Annotated in this window: 13 protein-coding genes; 9 read left to right on the top strand and 4 right to left on the bottom strand. The window is 71.6% G+C overall.

All coding sequences use genetic code 11. The features are described 5' to 3' along the window. Positions 1-15: 15 nt before the first annotated feature. The 7 genes from ngcE (at position 16) to BM290_RS04185 (ending at position 11435) form a co-directional block, all read left to right on the top strand. The gene (ngcE, locus tag BM290_RS04215; protein ID WP_093610191.1) at positions 16-1461 is read left to right on the top strand and encodes an N-acetylglucosamine/diacetylchitobiose ABC transporter substrate-binding protein; all 1446 of its coding nucleotides are present in this window, start codon (positions 16-18) and stop codon (positions 1459-1461) included. A gap of 46 nt (positions 1462-1507) precedes the next feature. Continuing rightward, positions 1508-2413: a carbohydrate ABC transporter permease gene (locus tag BM290_RS04210; protein WP_093610189.1), complete on the top strand. Its 906-nt coding sequence runs from the start codon at positions 1508-1510 to the stop codon at positions 2411-2413. A gap of 22 nt (positions 2414-2435) precedes the next feature. Continuing rightward, positions 2436-3341, top strand: a complete 906-nt coding sequence (locus BM290_RS04205) for a carbohydrate ABC transporter permease (protein WP_093610187.1) — start codon at positions 2436-2438, stop codon at positions 3339-3341. A 42-nt stretch (positions 3342-3383) separates the two neighbouring features. Further along, positions 3384-5021 (top strand): bifunctional 3'-5' exonuclease/DNA polymerase, encoded by a 1638-nt coding sequence (locus tag BM290_RS04200; protein ID WP_275413145.1) that lies wholly within the window; start codon positions 3384-3386, stop codon positions 5019-5021. A gap of 119 nt (positions 5022-5140) precedes the next feature. Further along, positions 5141-8740, top strand: a complete 3600-nt coding sequence (gene metH / locus BM290_RS04195) for a methionine synthase (RefSeq protein ID WP_093610185.1) — start codon at positions 5141-5143, stop codon at positions 8738-8740. 240 nt (positions 8741-8980) lie between these two features. Next, positions 8981-10204: a HEAT repeat domain-containing protein gene (locus tag BM290_RS04190; RefSeq protein WP_093610183.1), complete on the top strand. Its 1224-nt coding sequence runs from the start codon at positions 8981-8983 to the stop codon at positions 10202-10204. A 46-nt stretch (positions 10205-10250) separates the two neighbouring features. Then, complete coding sequence (locus tag BM290_RS04185; protein WP_093610181.1) at positions 10251-11435, top strand: zinc-dependent alcohol dehydrogenase; 1185 nt, start codon at positions 10251-10253, stop codon at positions 11433-11435. A gap of 1 nt (position 11436) precedes the next feature. Here BM290_RS04185 and BM290_RS04180 read toward each other — a convergent pair whose 3' ends face one another. Continuing rightward, positions 11437-12258 carry a metal-dependent hydrolase gene (locus tag BM290_RS04180; RefSeq protein WP_093610179.1) on the bottom strand — a complete coding sequence of 274 codons (822 nt, stop codon included), beginning with the start codon at positions 12256-12258 and terminating at the stop codon, positions 11437-11439. A gap of 111 nt (positions 12259-12369) precedes the next feature. After that, on the bottom strand, positions 12370-12798 hold the full coding sequence (locus BM290_RS04175; RefSeq protein WP_093610177.1) for a DUF1707 SHOCT-like domain-containing protein: 429 nt from the start codon (positions 12796-12798) through the stop codon (positions 12370-12372). Between the two features lie 226 nt (positions 12799-13024). On the opposite strand from BM290_RS04175, the gene BM290_RS04170 reads away from it, so the two are divergent. Beyond that, entirely contained in the window at positions 13025-14410 is a 1386-nt protein-coding gene (locus tag BM290_RS04170) for a sensor histidine kinase (RefSeq protein WP_093610175.1), read from the top strand. After that, positions 14407-15084 carry a response regulator gene (locus BM290_RS04165; RefSeq protein ID WP_093610173.1) on the top strand — a complete coding sequence of 226 codons (678 nt, stop codon included), beginning with the start codon at positions 14407-14409 and terminating at the stop codon, positions 15082-15084. The genes BM290_RS04170 and BM290_RS04165 overlap by 4 nt, the downstream gene beginning before the upstream one ends. Here the strand turns inward: BM290_RS04165 and BM290_RS04160 are convergent, their stop codons facing one another. Both BM290_RS04160 and BM290_RS04155 read right to left on the bottom strand, forming a co-directional pair. Beyond that, entirely contained in the window at positions 15085-16551 is a 1467-nt protein-coding gene (locus tag BM290_RS04160; RefSeq protein WP_239143375.1) for a GGDEF domain-containing protein, read from the bottom strand. Positions 16552-16610: 59 nt separating this feature from the next. Beyond that, the gene (locus tag BM290_RS04155) at positions 16611-18419 is read right to left on the bottom strand and encodes an amylo-alpha-1,6-glucosidase (RefSeq protein WP_239143374.1); all 1809 of its coding nucleotides are present in this window, start codon (positions 18417-18419) and stop codon (positions 16611-16613) included. Positions 18420-18585: the final 166 nt, after the last annotated feature.

The raw sequence follows: 18585 nt of genomic DNA, 5'->3' as shown, positions 1-18585 counted from the left end.
CCCGAGAGGAAATCAATGTCTGACATAACGAAGTCCGAGCTGGACCGTCGTAGCCTGCTGCGTCGTGCCGCGGCGGTCGGCCTGGCGGCGACCCCGGCGGTGGGCATGCTCAGCGCCTGTGTGGGCAGCGGCTCCGACGAGAAGAAGGACCAGGCGACCGGTACGAAGTCGGCGGACAACCCGCTCGGCATCGACCCGAAGGCCCCGGTCGAGATCGTGATCTTCGACGGTGGTCTGGGCACCAAGTACGCCACCGACGTCGACACCCCGATGTACAAGAAGAAGTGGGCGGAGTCCGAGGTCAAGTACACCGCGACCGAGCAGATCGCCACCACGATCAAGCCGCGGCTCAACGCGGGCAACGCCCCCGACATGATCAACAACTCGGGTGCGGACATGATGGACTTCGGCGCGATCGTCAAGGCCGGTCAGGCCGCCGACCTGACCGACCTGTTCGCCGCCCCGTCCTTCGACATCCCCGGCAAGACCGTCGGGGAGACGCTGGTGCCGGGCGCGATCGAGCAGGGCACCTACGACGTCGACGGCGGCCGCAAGCCGTTCGCGGTGAACTACTCCTTCACCGTCTTCGGCATGTACTACAACAAGAAGCTGTTCGACAAGAACAACTGGACCGTCCCGACCACGTGGGCCGACTTCACCGCCCTGTGCGACAAGATCAAGGCGGCCGGCATCGTCCCGTTCGCCTACGCGGGCGCCAACGCGTCGTACTACATGGTCCGCGCGATCATGACCAGCGCCGCCAAGATCGGCACCGAGCAGGTCCTCAAGGACCTCGACAACCTCAAGCCGGGCGCGTGGCAGGCGCCGGCCATCAAGCAGGCGGCCGAGGCGTGGGGCCAGATCGGCGTCAAGTACATGAACAAGAGCTTCCTCGGCCTGCGTCACACCGAGGTCCAGCTCCAGCAGAACCAGGACAAGGTCGCGTTCTACCCGTGCGGCTCCTGGCTGGAGAACGAGCAGGCCGCCAGCATCACGCCGAACTTCGAGTACGCGGTCGCGCCGTACCCGAGCGTCACCACCTCGGACCAGCTGCCGGCCACCGCCATCAACGCGGCCGCGGGTGAGATCTACTTCGCGTCCACCAAGGGCACCAACGTCCAGGGTGGCAAGGAGTACCTGCGGGTCATGCTCTCCAAGGCCGCCGCGCTGGAGTTCACCAAGCTCACCAAGTCGCTCACCGTGGTGGCCGGCGCCGCCGACGGCCAGACCATCTCGCCCGGTCTGACCAGCGGCAACGACATGCTGAGCAAGGCCGGCAAGGACGTCTTCATGGGCTACCTGTGGGACACCTGGTACAAGAAGATGAACGACGCCTCGCTCGAGGCCGTCAATGCCCTGATGTTCAACGGCGGCGACGCGCAGAAGTTCTGCGACACGATGGAGAAGGTGGCGCAGGACGTCGCCAAGGACTCCTCGATCTCCAAGAACACCCGCGCCTGAGCACCTTCGTAACCCCGTACCCCGAGTAGTAGGACGGTCGAGCGCCATGCGGCACGGCAAGTATCCCTTCATCATCGGTTTCCTTGCCGTGCCGGTGGCGCTCTACGCCATCTTCGTGGTGGGCGCCTACCTCCAGATGTTCCGGCTGTCGCTGACCGACTGGTCGGGCTACGGCACGTTCAAGGACATCGGCTTCGACAACTTCGTGAAGCTCTGGAACGACGAGGTCATCTGGACCGCTCTGCGGCACAACGGCTTCCTGCTGCTGGTCATGCCGATCGTCACCATCGCGATCGCGCTGCTGTTCGCCTTCCTGCTCAACGTCGGCGGCGGCTCCAAGGGCGGCATGACCCGCGGCGTCTGGGGCTCCAAGATCTACCGGGTGGTCTTCTTCTTCCCGCAGTTGCTGGCGCTGGCCCTGGTCGCGGTGATCTTCCAGCGCGTCTACGGCCCGGACAAGAGCGGCATGATCAACGGCCTGCTCCCGGACTCGTGGGAGCCGTGGCTGTTCCTGGCCGACGAGAAGTGGGCGCTTACCTGCATCCTGATCGTGCTGATCTGGCAGGCGGTCGGCTTCTACGTGGTGCTCTTCTCGGCCGGCATGGGCTCGATCGGGCAGGAGATCTACGAGGCGGCCGCCCTCGACGGCGCCAGCCGGATCACCCTCTTCTTCAAGATCACCCTGCCCCTCCTCTGGGGCAACATCCAGGTCGCCTGGATCTACCTGGGCATCGCCGCCTTCGACGCCTTCGCGCTGGTCAACATCATGACGGTGAACCAGGGCGGCCCGAACAACTCGACCCAGGTGCTGAGCATGCAGATCTATCTCAACGCCTTCAAGTACTCGCAGGCCGGTTACGCCTCGGCAATCGGCGTCGTGCTGTTCTTCCTGGCCCTGAGCTTCGCCTGGCTGACCCTGCGGGTCACCCGTAGCGACAGCGTCGAAGCCTGATCGGCGAGAGAGGCCGGAGACGATGACGAACCTCACCACCATCCCCAGCGCCGGCGCGACGACCGCCGAGCCGCCCGCCCCCGCCAAGGAGACCGGCCGCCGGGTCAACCCGCTCGGCGGGGTGGCGCACCTGGCGCTCTTCCTCTGGGCGCTGGCCACCGTCGGCCCGCTGATCTGGGTCGCGCTCGCCTCGTTCAAGACCAACGAGGAGATCTTCCTCGACGAGCCGTTCGGGCTGCCGCAGAGCTGGGCGTTCAAGAACTTCGCCGACGCCTGGAGCGAGGCGCACATCGGCCAGTACTTCCTGAACAGCGTCTTCGTCGTGCTGCTCAGCACGGCCGGGACGATGCTGCTCGGGTCGATGGCCGCCTACGTGCTGGCCCGCTACAGGTTCCCCGGCAACCGATTCATCTACTACCTGTTCGTGTCCGGGCTGGCGTTCCCGACCTTCATGGCACTGGCGCCGCTGTTCGGCATCGCCCAGGCCATGAACCTGCTGGACTCGTTCTTCGGCCTGATCGTGATCTACATCGCCTACTCGCTCTCGTTCACGGTGTTCTTCCTGGTCGCGTTCTTCCGGACGCTGCCGCACGAGATCGAGGAGGCGGCCACCGTGGACGGGGCCGGGCACGTGCGCCGGTTCTTCCAGGTGATGCTGCCGATGGCGAAATCCGGTTTGGTCAGCATCGCGATCTTCAACATCGTCGGCCAGTGGAACCAGTACCTGCTGCCGGTCGTGATCATGCAGAGCGAGGACAAGTACGTGCTCACCCAGGGCATCGCGAACATCAGCGTGTCCGCCGGTTACCAGGCCGAATGGGGCCAGCTCTTCGCCGCGCTCACGCTCTCCATCCTGCCGATGATCATCGTCTATGCCGTCTTCCAGCGGCAGATCCAGGCGGGTCTGACCTCGGGGGCCGTCAAATAGGCGCTGCCGGAAAGTGTCATACCCCCGGGTGACAATGACCCGGTGCTGATAGCTGTGGTGCCCGACCCGGACGGCCCTGGTGGCCGTCTGGGTCGCGCCGTTTCGGGGGAGCTGTGGCACGTTCCCGACCTGGCCGCCGCGATCGCCGCGCTGGAGTCCGCCGAGCAGCCACGCTGGCTCTGGACGTCGACGGCCGGCGTCTACCCACCCCTGCTGCGGTCCGGGGTCCGGGTGGCCCGCTGCCACGATCTGGAGCTCACCGAGGCGCTGCTGTCCGGCCATGCCGGCCGCTGGGGCGAGCCACGCGGTCTGGCGGCCGCGGTCGCCCGCCTGCGCGGCCTGCCGGTCCCTCCGGACCGGCCGCGGCCGGATGCCGAGCCGCCAGGTTTCGCGCAGGTCGCCCTCTTCGACGCGGTCCCGGCCGATCATCCCGAGATCGAAGACCTGATCGAGGTGTACGAGGAGCAGGCGCGCCGCATCGCCGCGACAAGCCATCCCGGCCGTTTCCGGCTCCTGGTGGCGGCCGAGTCCGCAGGCGCGCTGGTCGCGGCCGAGATGGGCCACACCGGCCTGCCCTGGCGGCCGGATGTGCACGACGAGCTGCTGCGCGAGCTGCTCGGCCCGCCGCAGCCGATGGGCCCGCCCCGCCGCCTGGCCGAGCTGACCGCCGAGATCAACGCCGCGTTCGGCACCCACGGGCTGCACCCCGACCTGCCGGCCGAGGTGGTCAAGGCGTTCCACCGGGCGGGCATCGACATCCCCAACACGCGGCGCTGGGTGCTGCGCCAGGTCGACCATCCGGCGGTGGCCCCGCTGCTGGAGTTCAAGGAGCTGTACCGGATCTGGACGGCACACGGCTGGGCGTGGTGCGACGCGTGGGTGCGCGACGGCCGGTTCCGCCCGGAGTATGTGGCGGGTGGCGTGGTGTCCGGCCGCTGGGCGACCCGGGGCGGCGGCGCCCTCCAGGTGCCCAAGGTGGTGCGCCGGGCGGTGATCGCCGACCCGGGCCGCCGATTCGTGGTCGCCGACGCGGGCCAGCTGGAGCCCCGGGTGCTGGCCGCCGTCTCCGGTGACGGGCGCCTGGCCAGGGCGGCGGCCGCCGGTGACCTGTATGCGGCGCTCGCCGCCGACTCGTTCGACGGCGACCGGGCCAAGGCCAAGATCGCCCTGCTCGGCGCGATGTATGGGCAGACCGGCGGCGACGCCGTCCCGGCCCTGGCCGTGCTCCGCCGGCACTATCCGACCGCGTTCGAGTATGTGGAGGCCGCCGCCCGTACCGGGGAGGCCGGTGGCCTGGTCCGCTCCTGGCTGGGCCGCACCTGCCCACCCGCCTCCGGGGCGTGGCGCGACGCCGGGCTGGACCCGCCCGACGAGGTGGCGCCGCCGCCGGGCCGCGCCCGTGGCCGCTTCACCCGCAACTTCGTGATCCAGGCCACAGCCGCCGAGTGGGCGCTGGTCCTGCTGGCGACGCTGCGTCAGCGGCTGGCCGGCACCGAGGCCGAGCTCGTCCTTTTCGTGCACGACGAGGTGGTGGTGCACTGTCCCGCCGAGCAGGCCGAGTCGGTGGTGGAGGCGGTCCGGGAGAGCGCGCTATCGGCGGGCCGGTTGCTGTTCGGCGACACGACGGTGCGTTTTCCTCTGGACGTCTCAGTGGTTGGTGCCTACGCCGACGCCAAGTGAAAGAGTCGGTATCGTTGACGGTCCGGCCGAGAGGCGCTGCAGCGGGCCCACCCGTCACGCTCGACCGGTGAAACACCCGAAACAAGGGCGCCTCCGACTCACTATCGGAGGTGTTGGCGTTGACTCAGACCGTCACGCAGCTGCGCGAGCTGCTCGCCGAGCGGATCCTGGTGCTGGACGGCGCGTGGGGCACGATGCTGCAGGGTGCCAAGCTCACCCCGGCGGACTACCGCAACGAGCTGATCCCGGCCGACCACCCGAAAGACGTCACCGGTGACCCGGACCTGCTGATCCTGACGCGGCCCGACGTGATCCTCGACGTGCACCGGCAGTATCTGGCGGCCGGCGCCGACATCACCACCACCAACACGTTCACGGCGACCAGCATCGCCCAGGCCGACTACGGGCTGGAGCACCTGGTCCGGGACATGAACGTGCAGGGCGCCCGGCTGGCCCGTCAGGCCGCCGACGAGGCGCAGGCCCGCGACGGGCGGCGGCGGTTCGTGGCCGGGTCGGTCGGCCCGCTCAACGTCACTCTGTCGCTGTCGCCGAAGGTCGAGGACCCGGCGTACCGTGCGGTCACCTTCGACCAGGTCAAGGCGACCTATGCGGAGCAGATGTCGGCGCTGGCCGAGGGCGGCGTCGACCTGTTCCTGATCGAGACGATCTTCGACACGCTGAACGCGAAGGCGGCCGTCGCGGCGGCTCGTGAGGTGGCGCCGGAGATCCCGCTGTGGATCTCCGTCACGATCGTCGACCTGTCCGGGCGTACCCTCTCGGGTCAGACCGTGGAGGCGTTCTGGCGCTCGATCGAGCCGGCGCAGCCCCTGGTCGTCGGAGTGAACTGTTCGCTCGGCGCGGCCGAGATGCGCCCGCACGTCTCCGACCTGGCGCGCCTGTCGAACGTCTACGTGGCCTCGCACCCGAATGCGGGCCTGCCCAACGCGTTCGGTGGCTACGACCAGACCCCGGACGAGACCGGCGAACTGCTCCGCGGGTTCGCTGCCGACGGCCTGGTGAACCTGGTCGGCGGCTGCTGCGGCACCAGCCCGGCGCACATCGCGGCGGTCGCCGAGGCGGTCCGTGGCGCGGCGCCGCGGGTGATCGACCCGCCCGCGCCGACCACCCGGTTCAGCGGTCTGGAGCCGTTCGAGATCGGCCCGGACACCGGGTTCGTGATGATCGGCGAGCGTACCAACGTGACCGGCTCGGCCAAGTTCCGGCGGCTCATCGAGGCCGACGACTACCAGGCCGCCGTCGACGTGGCGCTGGAGCAGGTGCGCGGCGGCGCCAACCTGCTCGACGTCAACATGGACGCCGACCTGCTCGACAGCGAGCAGGCGATGGTGACCTTCCTGAACCTGATCGCGACCGAGCCCGAGGTGGCCCGGATCCCGATCATGATCGACAGTTCGAAGTTCTCCGTGCTCGAAGCCGGCCTCAAGTGCGTGCAGGGCAAGGGCGTGGTCAACTCGATCAGCCTCAAGGAGGGCGAGGAGCCGTTCCTCGAGCACGCCCGCCGGATCCGTGACTTCGGCGCCGGCGTCGTGGTGATGGCCTTCGACGAGCAGGGGCAGGCCGACACCACCGAGCGCAAGGTCGAGATCTGTGCCCGGGCCTACGACCTGCTCGTGGCCGACGGCTTCGACCCGAACGACATCATCTTCGACCCCAACGTGCTCGCGGTCGCCACCGGCATCGCCGAGCACAACGGGTATGCGAAGAACTTCATCGAGGCGCTGCCGCTGATCAAGCAGCGGTGCCCGGGCGCCCGTACCTCCGGTGGCATCTCGAACCTGTCCTTCGCCTTCCGCGGCAACGACATCGTGCGCGAGGCCATGCACTCGGCGTTCCTGTTCCACGCCGTCAAGGCGGGGCTCGACATGGGCATCGTCAACGCCGGTCAGCTCGCCGTCTACCAGGACATCCCGGCCGACCTGCTGGAGCTCGTCGAGGACGTGATCTTCGACCGCCGGCCGGACGCCACCGACCGGCTGGTCACCTTCGCCTCCACGGTCACCGGCTCCGGCGCCAAGCGCGAGGTCGACCTGTCCTGGCGGGAGGCGCCGGTCGAGGAGCGGCTCAGCCACGCGCTCGTGCACGGCATCGTCGACTTCATCGAGGACGACACCGAGGAGGCCCGGCAGAAACTGCCCCGCCCGCTCGACGTCATCGAGGGCCCGCTGATGTCCGGCATGGGTGTCGTCGGCGACCTGTTCGGCTCCGGCAAGATGTTCCTGCCCCAGGTGGTCAAGAGCGCCCGCGTGATGAAGCGGTCGGTCGCCTACCTGCTGCCCTTCATGGAGGACGAGAAGGAGGAGGGCTCCCGCGGCCAGGGCAAGGTCGTCCTCGCCACGGTCAAGGGCGACGTCCACGACATCGGCAAGAACATCGTCGGCGTGGTCCTGGGCTGCAACAACTATGAGGTGATCGACCTCGGCGTGATGGTGCCGACCGCGAAGATCCTGGAGACCGCGATCGCCGAGGGCGCCGACGCGATCGGGCTGTCCGGCCTGATCACCCCGTCGCTCGACGAGATGGTCGCGGTCGGCGCCGAGATGCAGCGGCGCGGGCTCAAGCTGCCGCTGCTGATCGGTGGGGCGACCACGTCCAAGCAGCACACGGCGGTGCGGATCGCGCCGGCGTACGACGGGTCGACGGTGCACGTGCTCGACGCGTCCCGGGTCGTCGGTGTGGTTTCCGACCTGCTCGACCCGGAGCGGGCGGTCAAGCTCGACGAGGCCAACCGCGACGAGCAGCAGCGTCTGCGCGAGCAGCACGAGCAGCGTCACTCCAAGCCGCTGCTCACCCTCGCCCAGGCGCGGGCCAACCGGGAGACGGTCGACTTCAGCGACCTGCCCACCCCGCGGTTCACCGGGGTACGCGAGGTCGCGCCCACGATCGCCGAGCTGCGCGCCATGATCGACTGGCAGTTCCTGTTCCTGGCGTGGGAGCTCAAGGGCAAGTACCCGGCGATCCTGGAGCAGCCGGTCGCCCGGGAGCTGTTCGACGACGCCAACACGCTGCTCGACCAGATCATCGCGCAGGGCTCGTTCCAGGCCCGCGGGCTCTACGGGTTCTGGCCGGCGCACGCCGACGGCGACGACATCAGGCTCGCGAACGGCGCCTCCTTCCCGATGCTGCGCCAGCAGACCGAGAAACCGGCCGGGCGCGCCAACCGGTGCCTCGCCGACTACATCGCCCCGGCCGGGGACCACCTCGGCGGGTTCGCCGTCGCCATCCACGGCGCCGACAAGCTCGCCGCCAAGTACGAGGCCGAGCACGACGACTACCGGGCCATCATGGTGAAGGCGCTGGCCGACCGTCTCGCCGAGGCGTTCGCCGAATACCTGCACCTCAAGGCCCGCCGCGACTGGTTCGAGCCGGACGCGCAGCCGCTCCTGGCCGACCTGCACGCCGAACGGTTCCGCGGCATCCGGCCGGCGCTCGGCTACCCGGCCTGCCCCGACCACAGCGAGAAACGCGACCTGTTCGAACTGCTCGGCACCTCCGCCATCGGGGTGGGGCTCACCGAGTCGTACGCGATGACCCCGGCCGCCGCCGTCAGCGGCCTGATCTTCGCCCACCCGGACGCCAAGTACTTCACCGTCGGCCGGCTCGCCAAGGACCAGATCGAGGACTACGCGGTCCGCCGTGGCGTCCCGGTCGCCGAGGTCGAGCGCTGGCTGCGCCCCAACCTCGCCTACGCCATCGACTGACACGTACCCGGTGCGGCAGGCGCCGGTGTCTCGGCATTCGCGAGGCGCTGGTGTCTCGGTACCCGCGAGGCGCTGGCGTCTCGGTGTGCCCGAGGCGCTGGCGTCTCGGTACCCGCGAGGCGTTGGTGTCGCGGTGTGCCCGAGGCGCCGATGAAGGGCCGTACGGGGCTGGTTGTCAGGGCTGGGTAAGGGGCGCCGGGACAGCGTTCGGGACCAGCCGGGGTGCGTGAGAGTGGGGCCATGATCGGCGAGGGGGAGGCGCTGGGCCGCCTGCGGGCGTATGCGGAGCGGTTCGAGGCCGGACGGGAGACCGTCGAGCGGATCGCGTCCGCGGTGGCGGCCGGGGATCCGGCGGCGGGGCTGCGAGGACTGCTCGAACGGTTCCTGGACGAGCAGGATCACGACGGGCGGGACATCACGGCGATGCTGCTCGCCGACGTGGCCGGGGCGGGGGCGCTGCCCGTTCTGACGATGGCCGCCGATCGGGACCTCGGTGACACCCCGCACGATCTGACGTCCATGATCGACGACCTGGTCGGGCGGGAGCGGGCGGCAGCGCGGGAGGCGCTGCGCGGGATGGTGACCGGTGGGTCCGCCGAGCAGTGCCGGATCGCGCTGGAGTGGAGCGAGCCGGTGCTGACCGCCGCTGATGTCGATCTGCTCGCTGGATGCGCCGGCCGGCCGGAACGGGAGATCCGGGTGCTGGCCGTCGAGGTGGTTCCCGGGCCGGATGTGGACGGGCGGGCGTTCCGGGTGCTCACCGATGCGCTGCGGGACGTCGATCCGGGGGTGCGGCTCGCGGCGGTCACACGGCTCGGCGAGGTGCGCCGGTGGGACTGTGTGCCGCCGCTCGCGGCCCTCACCACCGACCCCGACCCCTCCGTCCGAGCCCGAGCCGCCTACGTGCTCGGCCGCATCGGAGCGGCGAGCCGGGCGAGCGCGGCGACGCCGGCGAGGGAAGCGGGCCGGGAGGGCGCTGGCCGGCAGGAGATGCTGCTGGCGGCGTTGCGGGTGTTGCTCGGGGACGAGGATGAGCGGGTGCGGGGCCGGGCCGGCGAAGCGCTCGGCGTGATCGGCGGGGATCCGGCGGTGGGGGTGCTGCTGGCCGAGGCGGAGGCCGGTGACCCGCGGCAGCGGGTGCGGGCGGCGAAAGGCCTGGCGCAGGTGGTCGACGACGACCCGAGGGCCGAGCCGGCGATCAGGGCGCTGGCCCGGGACGCGGACGCGTCGGTACGGGCTGCCGTGCTCAGCGGCCTGGCCACGGCCGGTGGCATCAGCGGGCGCTGGCAGCCGCTGGTGGACGAGCTGGCCGCGGACACGGACGTGACGGTCCGGCATCGTGTCGTGGGGACCGTGGCGCACCTTCACCCGTACCCCCGGAAGATCTTGACCGTGCTCGCCTCGGCGGACCCGAGCGGCTTCGTGCGGGAGGCGGCGGCGACGGCCCTCGCCGCGCTGCGCTGACGCCGGAGGCGGGATTGGACCGGTTTTCTGAGGGCATGCCGGAGGTATGCGAGCACTGACGTGGCAGGGCACCGGCAAGGTGTCCGTGGAGAATGTTCCCGACCCGAAGATCGAAGAGCCGACCGACGCGATCATCCGGATCACCTCGACCGCGATCTGCGGCTCCGACCTGCACCTGTACGACGTCCTCGGCATGTACCTCGACAAGGGCGACGTCCTCGGCCACGAGCCGATGGGCATCGTCGAGGAGGTCGGGCCCGAGGTGACGCACATCCGCCCCGGCGACCGTGTGGTGATCCCGTTCAACATCTCCTGCGGACACTGCTGGATGTGTTCGCGGGGCTTCTTCGCCCAGTGCGAGACCACCCAGACCCGCTCGCAGGGGACCGGCGCCGCGCTGTTCGGCTACACCAGGCTGTACGGCCAGGTCCCCGGTGGCCAAGCGGAGTACCTGCGGGTGCCGCAGGCCCACTTCGGCCCGATCAAGGTGCCGGACGGGCATCCCGACGAGCGGTTCCTCTTCCTCTCCGATGTCCTCACCACCTCGTGGCAGGCCGTGCGGTGGGCCGACGTCGAGCCCGGCGACTCGGTCCTGGTCACCGGCCTCGGACCGATCGGGCAGATGTCCGCCCGGATCGCCCGGCATCTCGGCGCGGCCCGTGTGATCGGCGTGGACAGCGTGCCGGAGCGCCTGGCGATGGCTTCGCGCAACGGCATCGAGACCATCGACACGGGTACGGTCGACGACGTCGGCGAGGCTGTCCGGGAGCTGACCGCCGGCCGTGGCGCGGACCGGGTGATCGAGGCCGTCGGCATGGAGGCGCACGGCACCCCGGTCCAGGCGGCGGCGATGAAGGTGGCCGGCATGCTGCCCGATCCGATCGCCCGCAAGGCGACCGAGACGTTCGGCGTGGACCGGATGGGCGCGCTGCGGACGGCGTTCGACGCGGTCCGCCGGGCCGGCACGATCTCCATCATCGGGGTGTACGGCGGCAACGCCGACCCGTTCCCGATGATGGACCTGTTCGACAAGGGCGTGACCCTGCGGATGGGCCAGGCCCACGTGAAGCGCTGGGTCGACGACCTGATGCCGCTGCTGACCGGCGACGGCGACCCGCTCGGCGTCGGTGACCTGGTGACCCACCGGGTGCCGCTGGAGCAGGCGCCGGACGCCTACGAGATGTTCAAGAAGAAGGAGGACGGCTGCATCAAGGTCGTCCTCAAGCCCTGACCTACTTGCTGGCCCACACGTCCAGGTTGAGGCGTTCCAGGACGCCCGGGATGAACAGGCCGGCGATGGAGAGCAGCGAGATGACCGTGAAGGCGGTGCGCAGGACGACCACCTCGACCTTGCCGCCGACCTTCACGGCCATGCTGTTCGGGATGCCGATCATCATCCACATGCGGCGCTTGATCGGGATCGGCCAGAGGATCGGCACGCCGTTCTTGGTGATCATGTCGCCGAGGATGTGCACGAAACAGCCGACCCCGCAGGCCAGCCCCAGCAACGGATAACCTCGGTCGCTGGGCAGGTTCGCGGCGGTGAACCAGGCGATCGCCGCCGACGCCAGGGTCACGATGACCCAGCCGGCCCGCTCCGCCCACTCGTCGAACAGGCCGCGCAGCGCCAGGCCGCCCATGAAGAAGACGATGCCGATGACCGCCCAGTAGCCGTACTTGTCGGCCAGCGCGGTGGTGCCCCACGCGAGCAGCGCGCAGAACGGCAGCGTGTGGGTGAACGTGCGGTGCCCGTTGTCCCGTCGCGGGTCGCGCTTCAGCTTCGTCGCCGTGTAGACGCCGAGCGAGAACTTCTCCACCACCTCGGCCACGAACAGCGACGCCACACCGAACGTGCGGGCCACCGTCGCGCCACCCTGGTTGCGGGTGACCTTGCCGGACATGTCCAGGTCGGGCAGGAGCGCGCCGCCGGCACAGATCGCCGTGCCGACCGCCACCTCCAGCGGCGTCTGACTGATGCCGGCGAACTGGTCGAGCGCCCAACTGCCTGCCAGCCAGGCGGCCGCGCCGGATAGCGCGTGCGACGGACCCATCATGTGCGTTGTCCCTCCCCGAACAAAACTCGGCCACTGTGGCAGAGAGAACGAAGAAGATCAACGATCGGATTGGCGTGTCGCACGTGGGGTCGGCCACCCGACAGCGGGCGGTCAGTGCCGGTGGTGGTGGCCGAACGAGTACTCGGGGCGCCAGCGGCCGTACCGGGCGTGCTTGAACAGGCCGATCACCAGGAACGTCAGCGGGATGGCCGGCCAGAAGAAGGTGGCGTTCGACAGCATCCACACTCCGGTGAGGACGCCTGCGATGATCAGGACGAGGCTGGCGTGCCGGCTCACCGAGCGGCGGGTCGCGGCCCGGGCGGCCGGGGTCCGGGCCAGCGCCTGCCGGCCCCCGAAAGGCAGGTCGGCGGTGAGCGGGGCCAGCTCGTCACGGAACTTGGCGGCGTACGCGGTGGCCAGCCGCTCCTCGCCCTCGGTCAGGTCCAGCCGGCCCTCGGCCATCGCGGCGCGCAGGATCTCGGCGACCTCCTCCCGCTCGGTGTCGGACGTACGCAGGCGGGCCGTTCCCTGGGGGTGCATGGCTTCTCCTCCGGCGGTTCTGTCGGGTACCGCTCCAGCATCGGCCGCGCGACGGCCGCCGGCGTCGGCCCGGGGAGGCATCCGTCCGGCGCATCCCGCGCCGTTTCCGATCTTCGGGGTACGCCCGGAGGAGTACGCGGGTGCGGCGGTGTGATCCCGGGGTCGTAGGCGTGAAGCGCGCCCGCCGGCCGATGCCGCGATCGTGTCGCTGACGTAGGTTCGGCGGATGAGGCAGGTGGGCCGGTGGCGGGCGCCCGGCGATCCGGAGTGGCCCGGCCGCCGGGGCGGTCCACCGTGGCAGCGTGCGCGGCGCCACGGGCACAACGGCTGGCCGCCCGGCGCGGTGATCGCCGCCTCGATCTTCCATCTCGCCGGGGCGGACAATCTCGCCGACCGAGGCGGCGTGCACCTCACCTCGCCGGTGCTGTATTACCTGCTGCTGGTCGCCGGCCCGGTCGCGCTGTTCTGGAAACGCCGCGCCCCGCTCGCCGTCTTCGTGGTCGCCGCGTCGGCCTCGCTGCTGTTCGCCACCCACGCCGACCCCTGGTGGATGTACGCGGTGGCCCCCGCCCTGGCCCTGTTCGCGCTGGCCAAGGCGGGCCGGCGGACCGAGGCGTCGATCGGCGCGGCGGTGGCCTGGCTGCTCTACCTGCTGCTCGACGTGGTCCTGGCCGGGCCGCTCGGCCTGCCCGCCGCAGTCACGCCCAGCCTGCGCGAGGCGCTGCTCGCCGGGGTCGGGCTCGCTGTGGCGGTGCTGGCTGGCACGGTGTCGAAGGTCCGGCACGAGCAACTGGCCGCCCTGGCCCGCGCCCACGAGGAGCAGGAACGGGCCCGGGCCGAGCAGAAACGCCGCCAGGCCTCCGAGGAGCGGCTGCGGATGGCGCGCGAGCTGCACGACGTCCTGGGCCACCACCTGTCGCTGATCAACGTGCAGGCCGGCGTGGGCCTGCACCTGATGGACAGCCGCCCGGAGCAGGCCCGTGAGGCCCTCTCCGCGATCAAGGCGGCGAGCGCGGAGGCGCTGCGGGAGGTCCGTTCGGTGCTGGGGGTCCTACGGACCGAGGGGGAGGCCGCGCCCCGCCAGCCCGCGCTGGGCCTGAGCCGGCTGAGCGACCTGACCGCCGACGCGGGGTTCCCGGTCCGCACCGCGATCCTCGGCGAGCCGCGGGATCTGCCCGCCGAGGTCGATCGCGCCGCCTACCGGATCGTCCAGGAGTCACTGACGAACGTCCGCAAGCACGCCGGGCCCGATCCGGCCGCGGTGGTCGAGATCCGGCACGCCCCGGGCGCGCTGCACCTGTCGATAACGAACACCGGGGTGATCGGCGCGGCCCCGCCCGCGGGGGATGCGAGCGGCCTGACCGGCATGCGGGCCCGGGCCGAGAGCCTGGGCGGCACCCTGACGGCCGGGCCGTGCGCCGACGGGACCGGCGATTACCGGGTCAGCGCGGTCCTCCCGCTGACGCCGGGCGCGGATCCGGGCGGGACGCCGGACGCGGCGCGCCCGGCCACCCCGGGTGCCGGGCGAGCGGGGAAGGCGGGCGTGGGCGAGACCGGCACGGCGGGTGGCAGTGTGGGGCCGGACAGCGGACGGACGGGGGAGGCCGGATGATCTCGGTGGTGCTGGCGGACGACCAGGCGCTGGTGCGGGCGGGCTTCCGGGCGCTGCTCGACGCCGAGCCGGGCATCGAGGTGGTCGGTGAGGCGGCCGACGGTCTGCGGGCGGTCGAGGTGGTGCGAGAGACCCGGCCGGACGTGGTGCTGATGGACATCCGGATGCCCGGGGTGGACGGGCTGGAGGCCACCCGGCGGATCGCCGCGGACCCGGCGCTGGCCGCCACCCGGGTCGTCATCCTGACCACGTTCGAGCTCGACGAGTACGTGTTCGAGGCGTTGCGGGCCGGGGCCTCCGGGTTCCTGGTGAAGGACACCGAGCCGGTGGACCTGCTGCGGGGCGTGCGGGCGGTCGCCGCCGGGGACGGGCTGCTGTCGCCGGGCGTCACCCGCCGGGTGATCGGCTCGTTCGCCGCCGCGGCCGTCGCGCACGGCCGCCCGCCCGCGCCGCCCCGCGACCTGGACCAGCTCACCGACCGGGAGCGCGAGGTGCTGGTGCTGGTCGGCGAGGGCCTGTCGAACGACGAGATCGCCGCCCGCCTGGTGATCAGCCCGGCCACCGCGAAGACCCACGTCAGCCGCACGATGATCAAGCTGGGCGCCCGCGACCGGGCGCAGCTGGTGATCGTCGCCTACGAGGCCGGCCTGATCCGACCGGGCTGGCTGGCCTGATCAGGCCCGGGTGGCCGGCACCGGGGCGTCGGCCAGCACGGAACGGTTGCGGCCCGCGGCCTTGGCGGCGTAAAGGGCCTCGTCGGCGGCGCGGAGCAGCGCCTCCTCGTCCGGCTGGACGGCCGCCGCGGCGCCCACCGAGACGGTCACCGACAGCAGGTCGCCGCCGATGTCGACGGGCAGGCCGGCGACCTCGGTGCGGAAGCGTTCGGCCAGGGTGAGCAGCTCGTCGGTGCCGGTGTGCGGGGCGAGCACCACGAACTCCTCGCCGCCGTAGCGGGCGACCACGCCACCGGCCCGGGACGCCGCGGTGAGACGGCGGGCCACCTCGCGCAGCACCTGGTCGCCGGCCGGGTGGCCGTACCCGTCGTTGATCCTCTTGAAGTGGTCGACGTCGATCACGAGCAGGCCGACCGGGTGCCCGGTCCGGGCGGCGCGCCGGCACTCCCCGCCGAGGGCCTCGGCGAAGAAGCGGCGGGTGCGCAGCCCGGTCAGCGAGTCGGTGATCGCGGCCCGGCGCTGGGCCCCGACGAGCCCCGCCATCCGGGCCATCACCAGCAGGAACATGACCGCGCAGCTGCCGCTGATCAGCGGGATGTTGAGCGGCCACCCGAGCAGCCAGACGGCGACCTGGACGCCGGGGGCCATCAGCACGGCGACGGCGAGGATGCCCAGCCGGGCCGGGGACGCGTCCGGCAGGGCGGTGCCGCTGCGCCGGTCGAACTGCCGGACCCCGGGGTGCAGGGCCGCGCTGCCGAGCAGGCCGAGCGACGCCATCCAGACGGCGTCCAGGTACGTCTCGGACACCCCGCCGCCGTCGACGATGTTCTGCACCAGGTAGCAGGTGTCCACGGCGAGCATCAGGACCAGGCTGCCGAGCAGCAGGTAGAGGACCGAGCCGCGGGTGCCGGTGCCGATCGCCAGGCGGACCGCGAGGATCAACAGCATCAGATCGAGGACGGGGTACGCCGACTGGGTCAGCTTCGCGGGCAGCGGCAGCTCGGAGTTCGAGGTCAGCGGCTGGAGCACGAAGACCCAGGTGATCAGGCCGGCGCTGACCGCCACGATCAGCGCGTCGATCATGCTCGGCATGTCCCAGCCGGGGCTGCGGCGCCGGATGAACAGCAGCACCGCCGACGCGATGAGCAGGTAGTAGGCGAAGTACAGCAGGTCGGCCGGGGTGGGTTCGAGGAACTCGCCGGACAGCCAGTCGTCGAGCACGGTCAGGGTGTCGGCGGCGGCGTAGAAGAGCTGCGCGGCCACCATCAGGAACCAGCCCGCCCGGTGCGGTGGCCGGTGCCGCAGCGTGCCGGCCAGGATGACGAACGGGGTCGCGAAGCTGACCAGCATGTACGGCGCCACCGTGACCAGATAGTCGTAGCCCGCGCGGTCGAGGACGACCCGCAGCACGATGCTGATCACCAGGGCGCTCAGCCACGCGCTCTCGGCCCACCGGTCTCGTCGCACCAGATGAGCCTGCCGGAGCCGGGTTGCCGCCCGGGTGCAGAACCGGGGCGGTCCGGGTGTCAGAGCCGCCGGGCGCGCAGGTGCTCGGCCACCGACCAGGCCTGGAAGGGACAGCCGGTGGCCCGGTGCGGCGGGTCGCCGTCGGCGGTCTCCGAGATCGAGCCGAGCCCGTGCTCGGACAGGTGGGCCTCGGCGTCGGCGAGCAGGTCCTCGCCGCTTGCGCCGACCCGGCGCAGGGCGGTCACCCACGGCCCGGTCAGCCACGGCCAGACGGTTCCGGTGTGGTACGCGGTGTCCCGCTCGGCCGGTGTGCCGCGATGCCGTCCGGAGTACCCGCGCTCGCCCGGCGCCAGGCTGCGCGGCCCGAGCGGGGTGAGCAGCACGGCGCCGAGCCGGTCGAGGACGGCCCGGTCCGGGCGGGCCGGGGCGTGCGGCAGCGACCAGGCGAGCAACTGGTTGGGGCGCAGCACCGGGTCGGCGCCCTCGGCCCCGCCGACCACGTCGTGCAGCAGGCCGCCGGGCGCCGGATAGCGCCTGCCGAACCCCTCCCGGGCCTGCGGGCAGGCGCGTTCGGCGGGGCCGGGCGGGATCCCGGTACGGGCGGACAGCTCCATCACCGTCGCCAGCCCGTTGATCCACAGTGCGTTCACCTCGACCGGCTTGCCGGCGCGGGCGGTCACCGGAACCCCGTCGACGCGGGCGTCCATCCAGGTCAGAGCCGCTCCCGGCGCACCCGCCCGGAGCAGCCCGTCGGCCGGGTCGGCGCGGATCCCGTACCGCGTGCCGGACAGGTGGTGGGTGACCACGTCACGCAGCAGCGGCAGCAGCTCGGCGGCCAGGTCGTCGTCGCCGGCGACCGCCACGTGCCGGCCGATCGCGTGCAGGAACCACAGCGTGCCGTCGACGGTGTTGTACTCGACGGCGCCGGTGTCCGCGGTGTTCGCCAGCATCCCCTCGGACAGCGTGCCGGCGTAGGCGCGGAGCAGCTCCCGCCCCTCGGCGGCCCGGTTGGTGGACAGGAACAGCCCCTCGTAGGCGATCATCGTGTCCCGTGACCACGACCCGAACCACGGGTAGCCGGCCACCACGTCCGGCCCGGTGCCGGTGCGCACCACGAACGCGTCGGCGGCCAGCGCCAGCGTCGCCTGGGTCTCGTCGGCGGGCGCGGCAGCGGCCACGACCTCCCGGTTGCGCAGCCGCGCGGCCGTCACGGACCGGCCGGCCGCCGGCGGCGGGTCGTCCAGCCCGCCCGCCCACGCCGACACCTCCGCGATCTCGCCGGGACGGCCCAGATCGGCGTGGAAGCTCCCCGCGTACCACAGATCCTCGGCAGGGTTGAGGCCCCGCTCGTCCTCCGCCCGGTGCCGGACGCCGCGGAACCACTCGCCGCCCGGGGTGAAGCCCGGCCCGCTGATCCGGTAGGCGCCCTCGACCACGCAGCCGTCCGCCGTCGCGGCGACCGCCGGGGGCGGGCCCTCCGCGGTCCGCTCGCCGTGCACGTCCCGCCAGGTGCAGAGAGCCTCCAGGGTGAGCCGGACCGGGCCGCCGGCGACCAGGCGGTGCACGATCGCGATCGCGGGCCGGCCGGGCACGGCGGCGATCTCCCGCTCCACCACCACGTCGCCGAGCCGCCACCGCCACCGCGGCACCCCGTCGATCAGCGTGAACCCGGCGAGCAGCCGGTGCCCGGCCGGAGCGACCGCGCCGTCCGACCACTCGTGCACGCCGAGCCGGACGACCGCGCCGGACGGCAGGGTGACGACCGGATCGAGGGCGGCCAGGCCCAGACGGCGCGACGCCGGAGTGTCTCCCGCGACGATCAGCAGGCCGTGGTAGCGCCGGGTACGCAGACCGCTGACCGTTCCCATGGCATACCCACCGGCTCCATCGGGTACCAGCCACTCCCGTGTGGAGCCCTCAGCGAGGCGGGCACAGACCTGAGGACCGAAGCTGATCGGGCGGGCCGTAGGCACGGGACAAACCCCTAACCGGTCGGAGCCTTACACGCTTGACACATCGGCGTGACAGTCTTCA

It is taken from the genome of Actinoplanes philippinensis (genome assembly GCF_900113015.1).
GTDB classification, from domain to species: domain Bacteria; phylum Actinomycetota; class Actinomycetes; order Mycobacteriales; family Micromonosporaceae; genus Actinoplanes; species Actinoplanes philippinensis.
The sequence above is the reverse complement of the archived record's forward strand: the minus strand, read 5'-3'. Positions and strand labels throughout refer to the sequence as shown.

Bases quoted from the DNA above. Each gene is read 5' to 3' on its own strand.
- BM290_RS04210 (WP_093610189.1), top strand. From the start codon at position 1,508: ATGCGGCACGGCAAGTATCCCTTCATCATCGGTTTCCTTGCCGTGCCG.
- BM290_RS04175 (WP_093610177.1), bottom strand. From the start codon at position 12,798: ATGCACCCCCAGGGAACGGCCCGCCTGCGTACGTCCGACACCGAGCGG.
- ngcE (WP_093610191.1), top strand. From the start codon at position 16: ATGTCTGACATAACGAAGTCCGAGCTGGACCGTCGTAGCCTGCTGCGT.
- BM290_RS04205 (WP_093610187.1), top strand. From the start codon at position 2,436: ATGACGAACCTCACCACCATCCCCAGCGCCGGCGCGACGACCGCCGAG.
- BM290_RS04185 (WP_093610181.1), top strand. From the start codon at position 10,251: ATGCGAGCACTGACGTGGCAGGGCACCGGCAAGGTGTCCGTGGAGAAT.
- BM290_RS04165 (WP_093610173.1), top strand. From the start codon at position 14,407: ATGATCTCGGTGGTGCTGGCGGACGACCAGGCGCTGGTGCGGGCGGGC.
- BM290_RS04155 (WP_239143374.1), bottom strand. From the start codon at position 18,419: ATGGGAACGGTCAGCGGTCTGCGTACCCGGCGCTACCACGGCCTGCTG.
- BM290_RS04180 (WP_093610179.1), bottom strand. From the start codon at position 12,258: ATGATGGGTCCGTCGCACGCGCTATCCGGCGCGGCCGCCTGGCTGGCA.
- BM290_RS04170 (WP_093610175.1), top strand. From the start codon at position 13,025: ATGAGGCAGGTGGGCCGGTGGCGGGCGCCCGGCGATCCGGAGTGGCCC.
- BM290_RS04190 (WP_093610183.1), top strand. From the start codon at position 8,981: ATGATCGGCGAGGGGGAGGCGCTGGGCCGCCTGCGGGCGTATGCGGAG.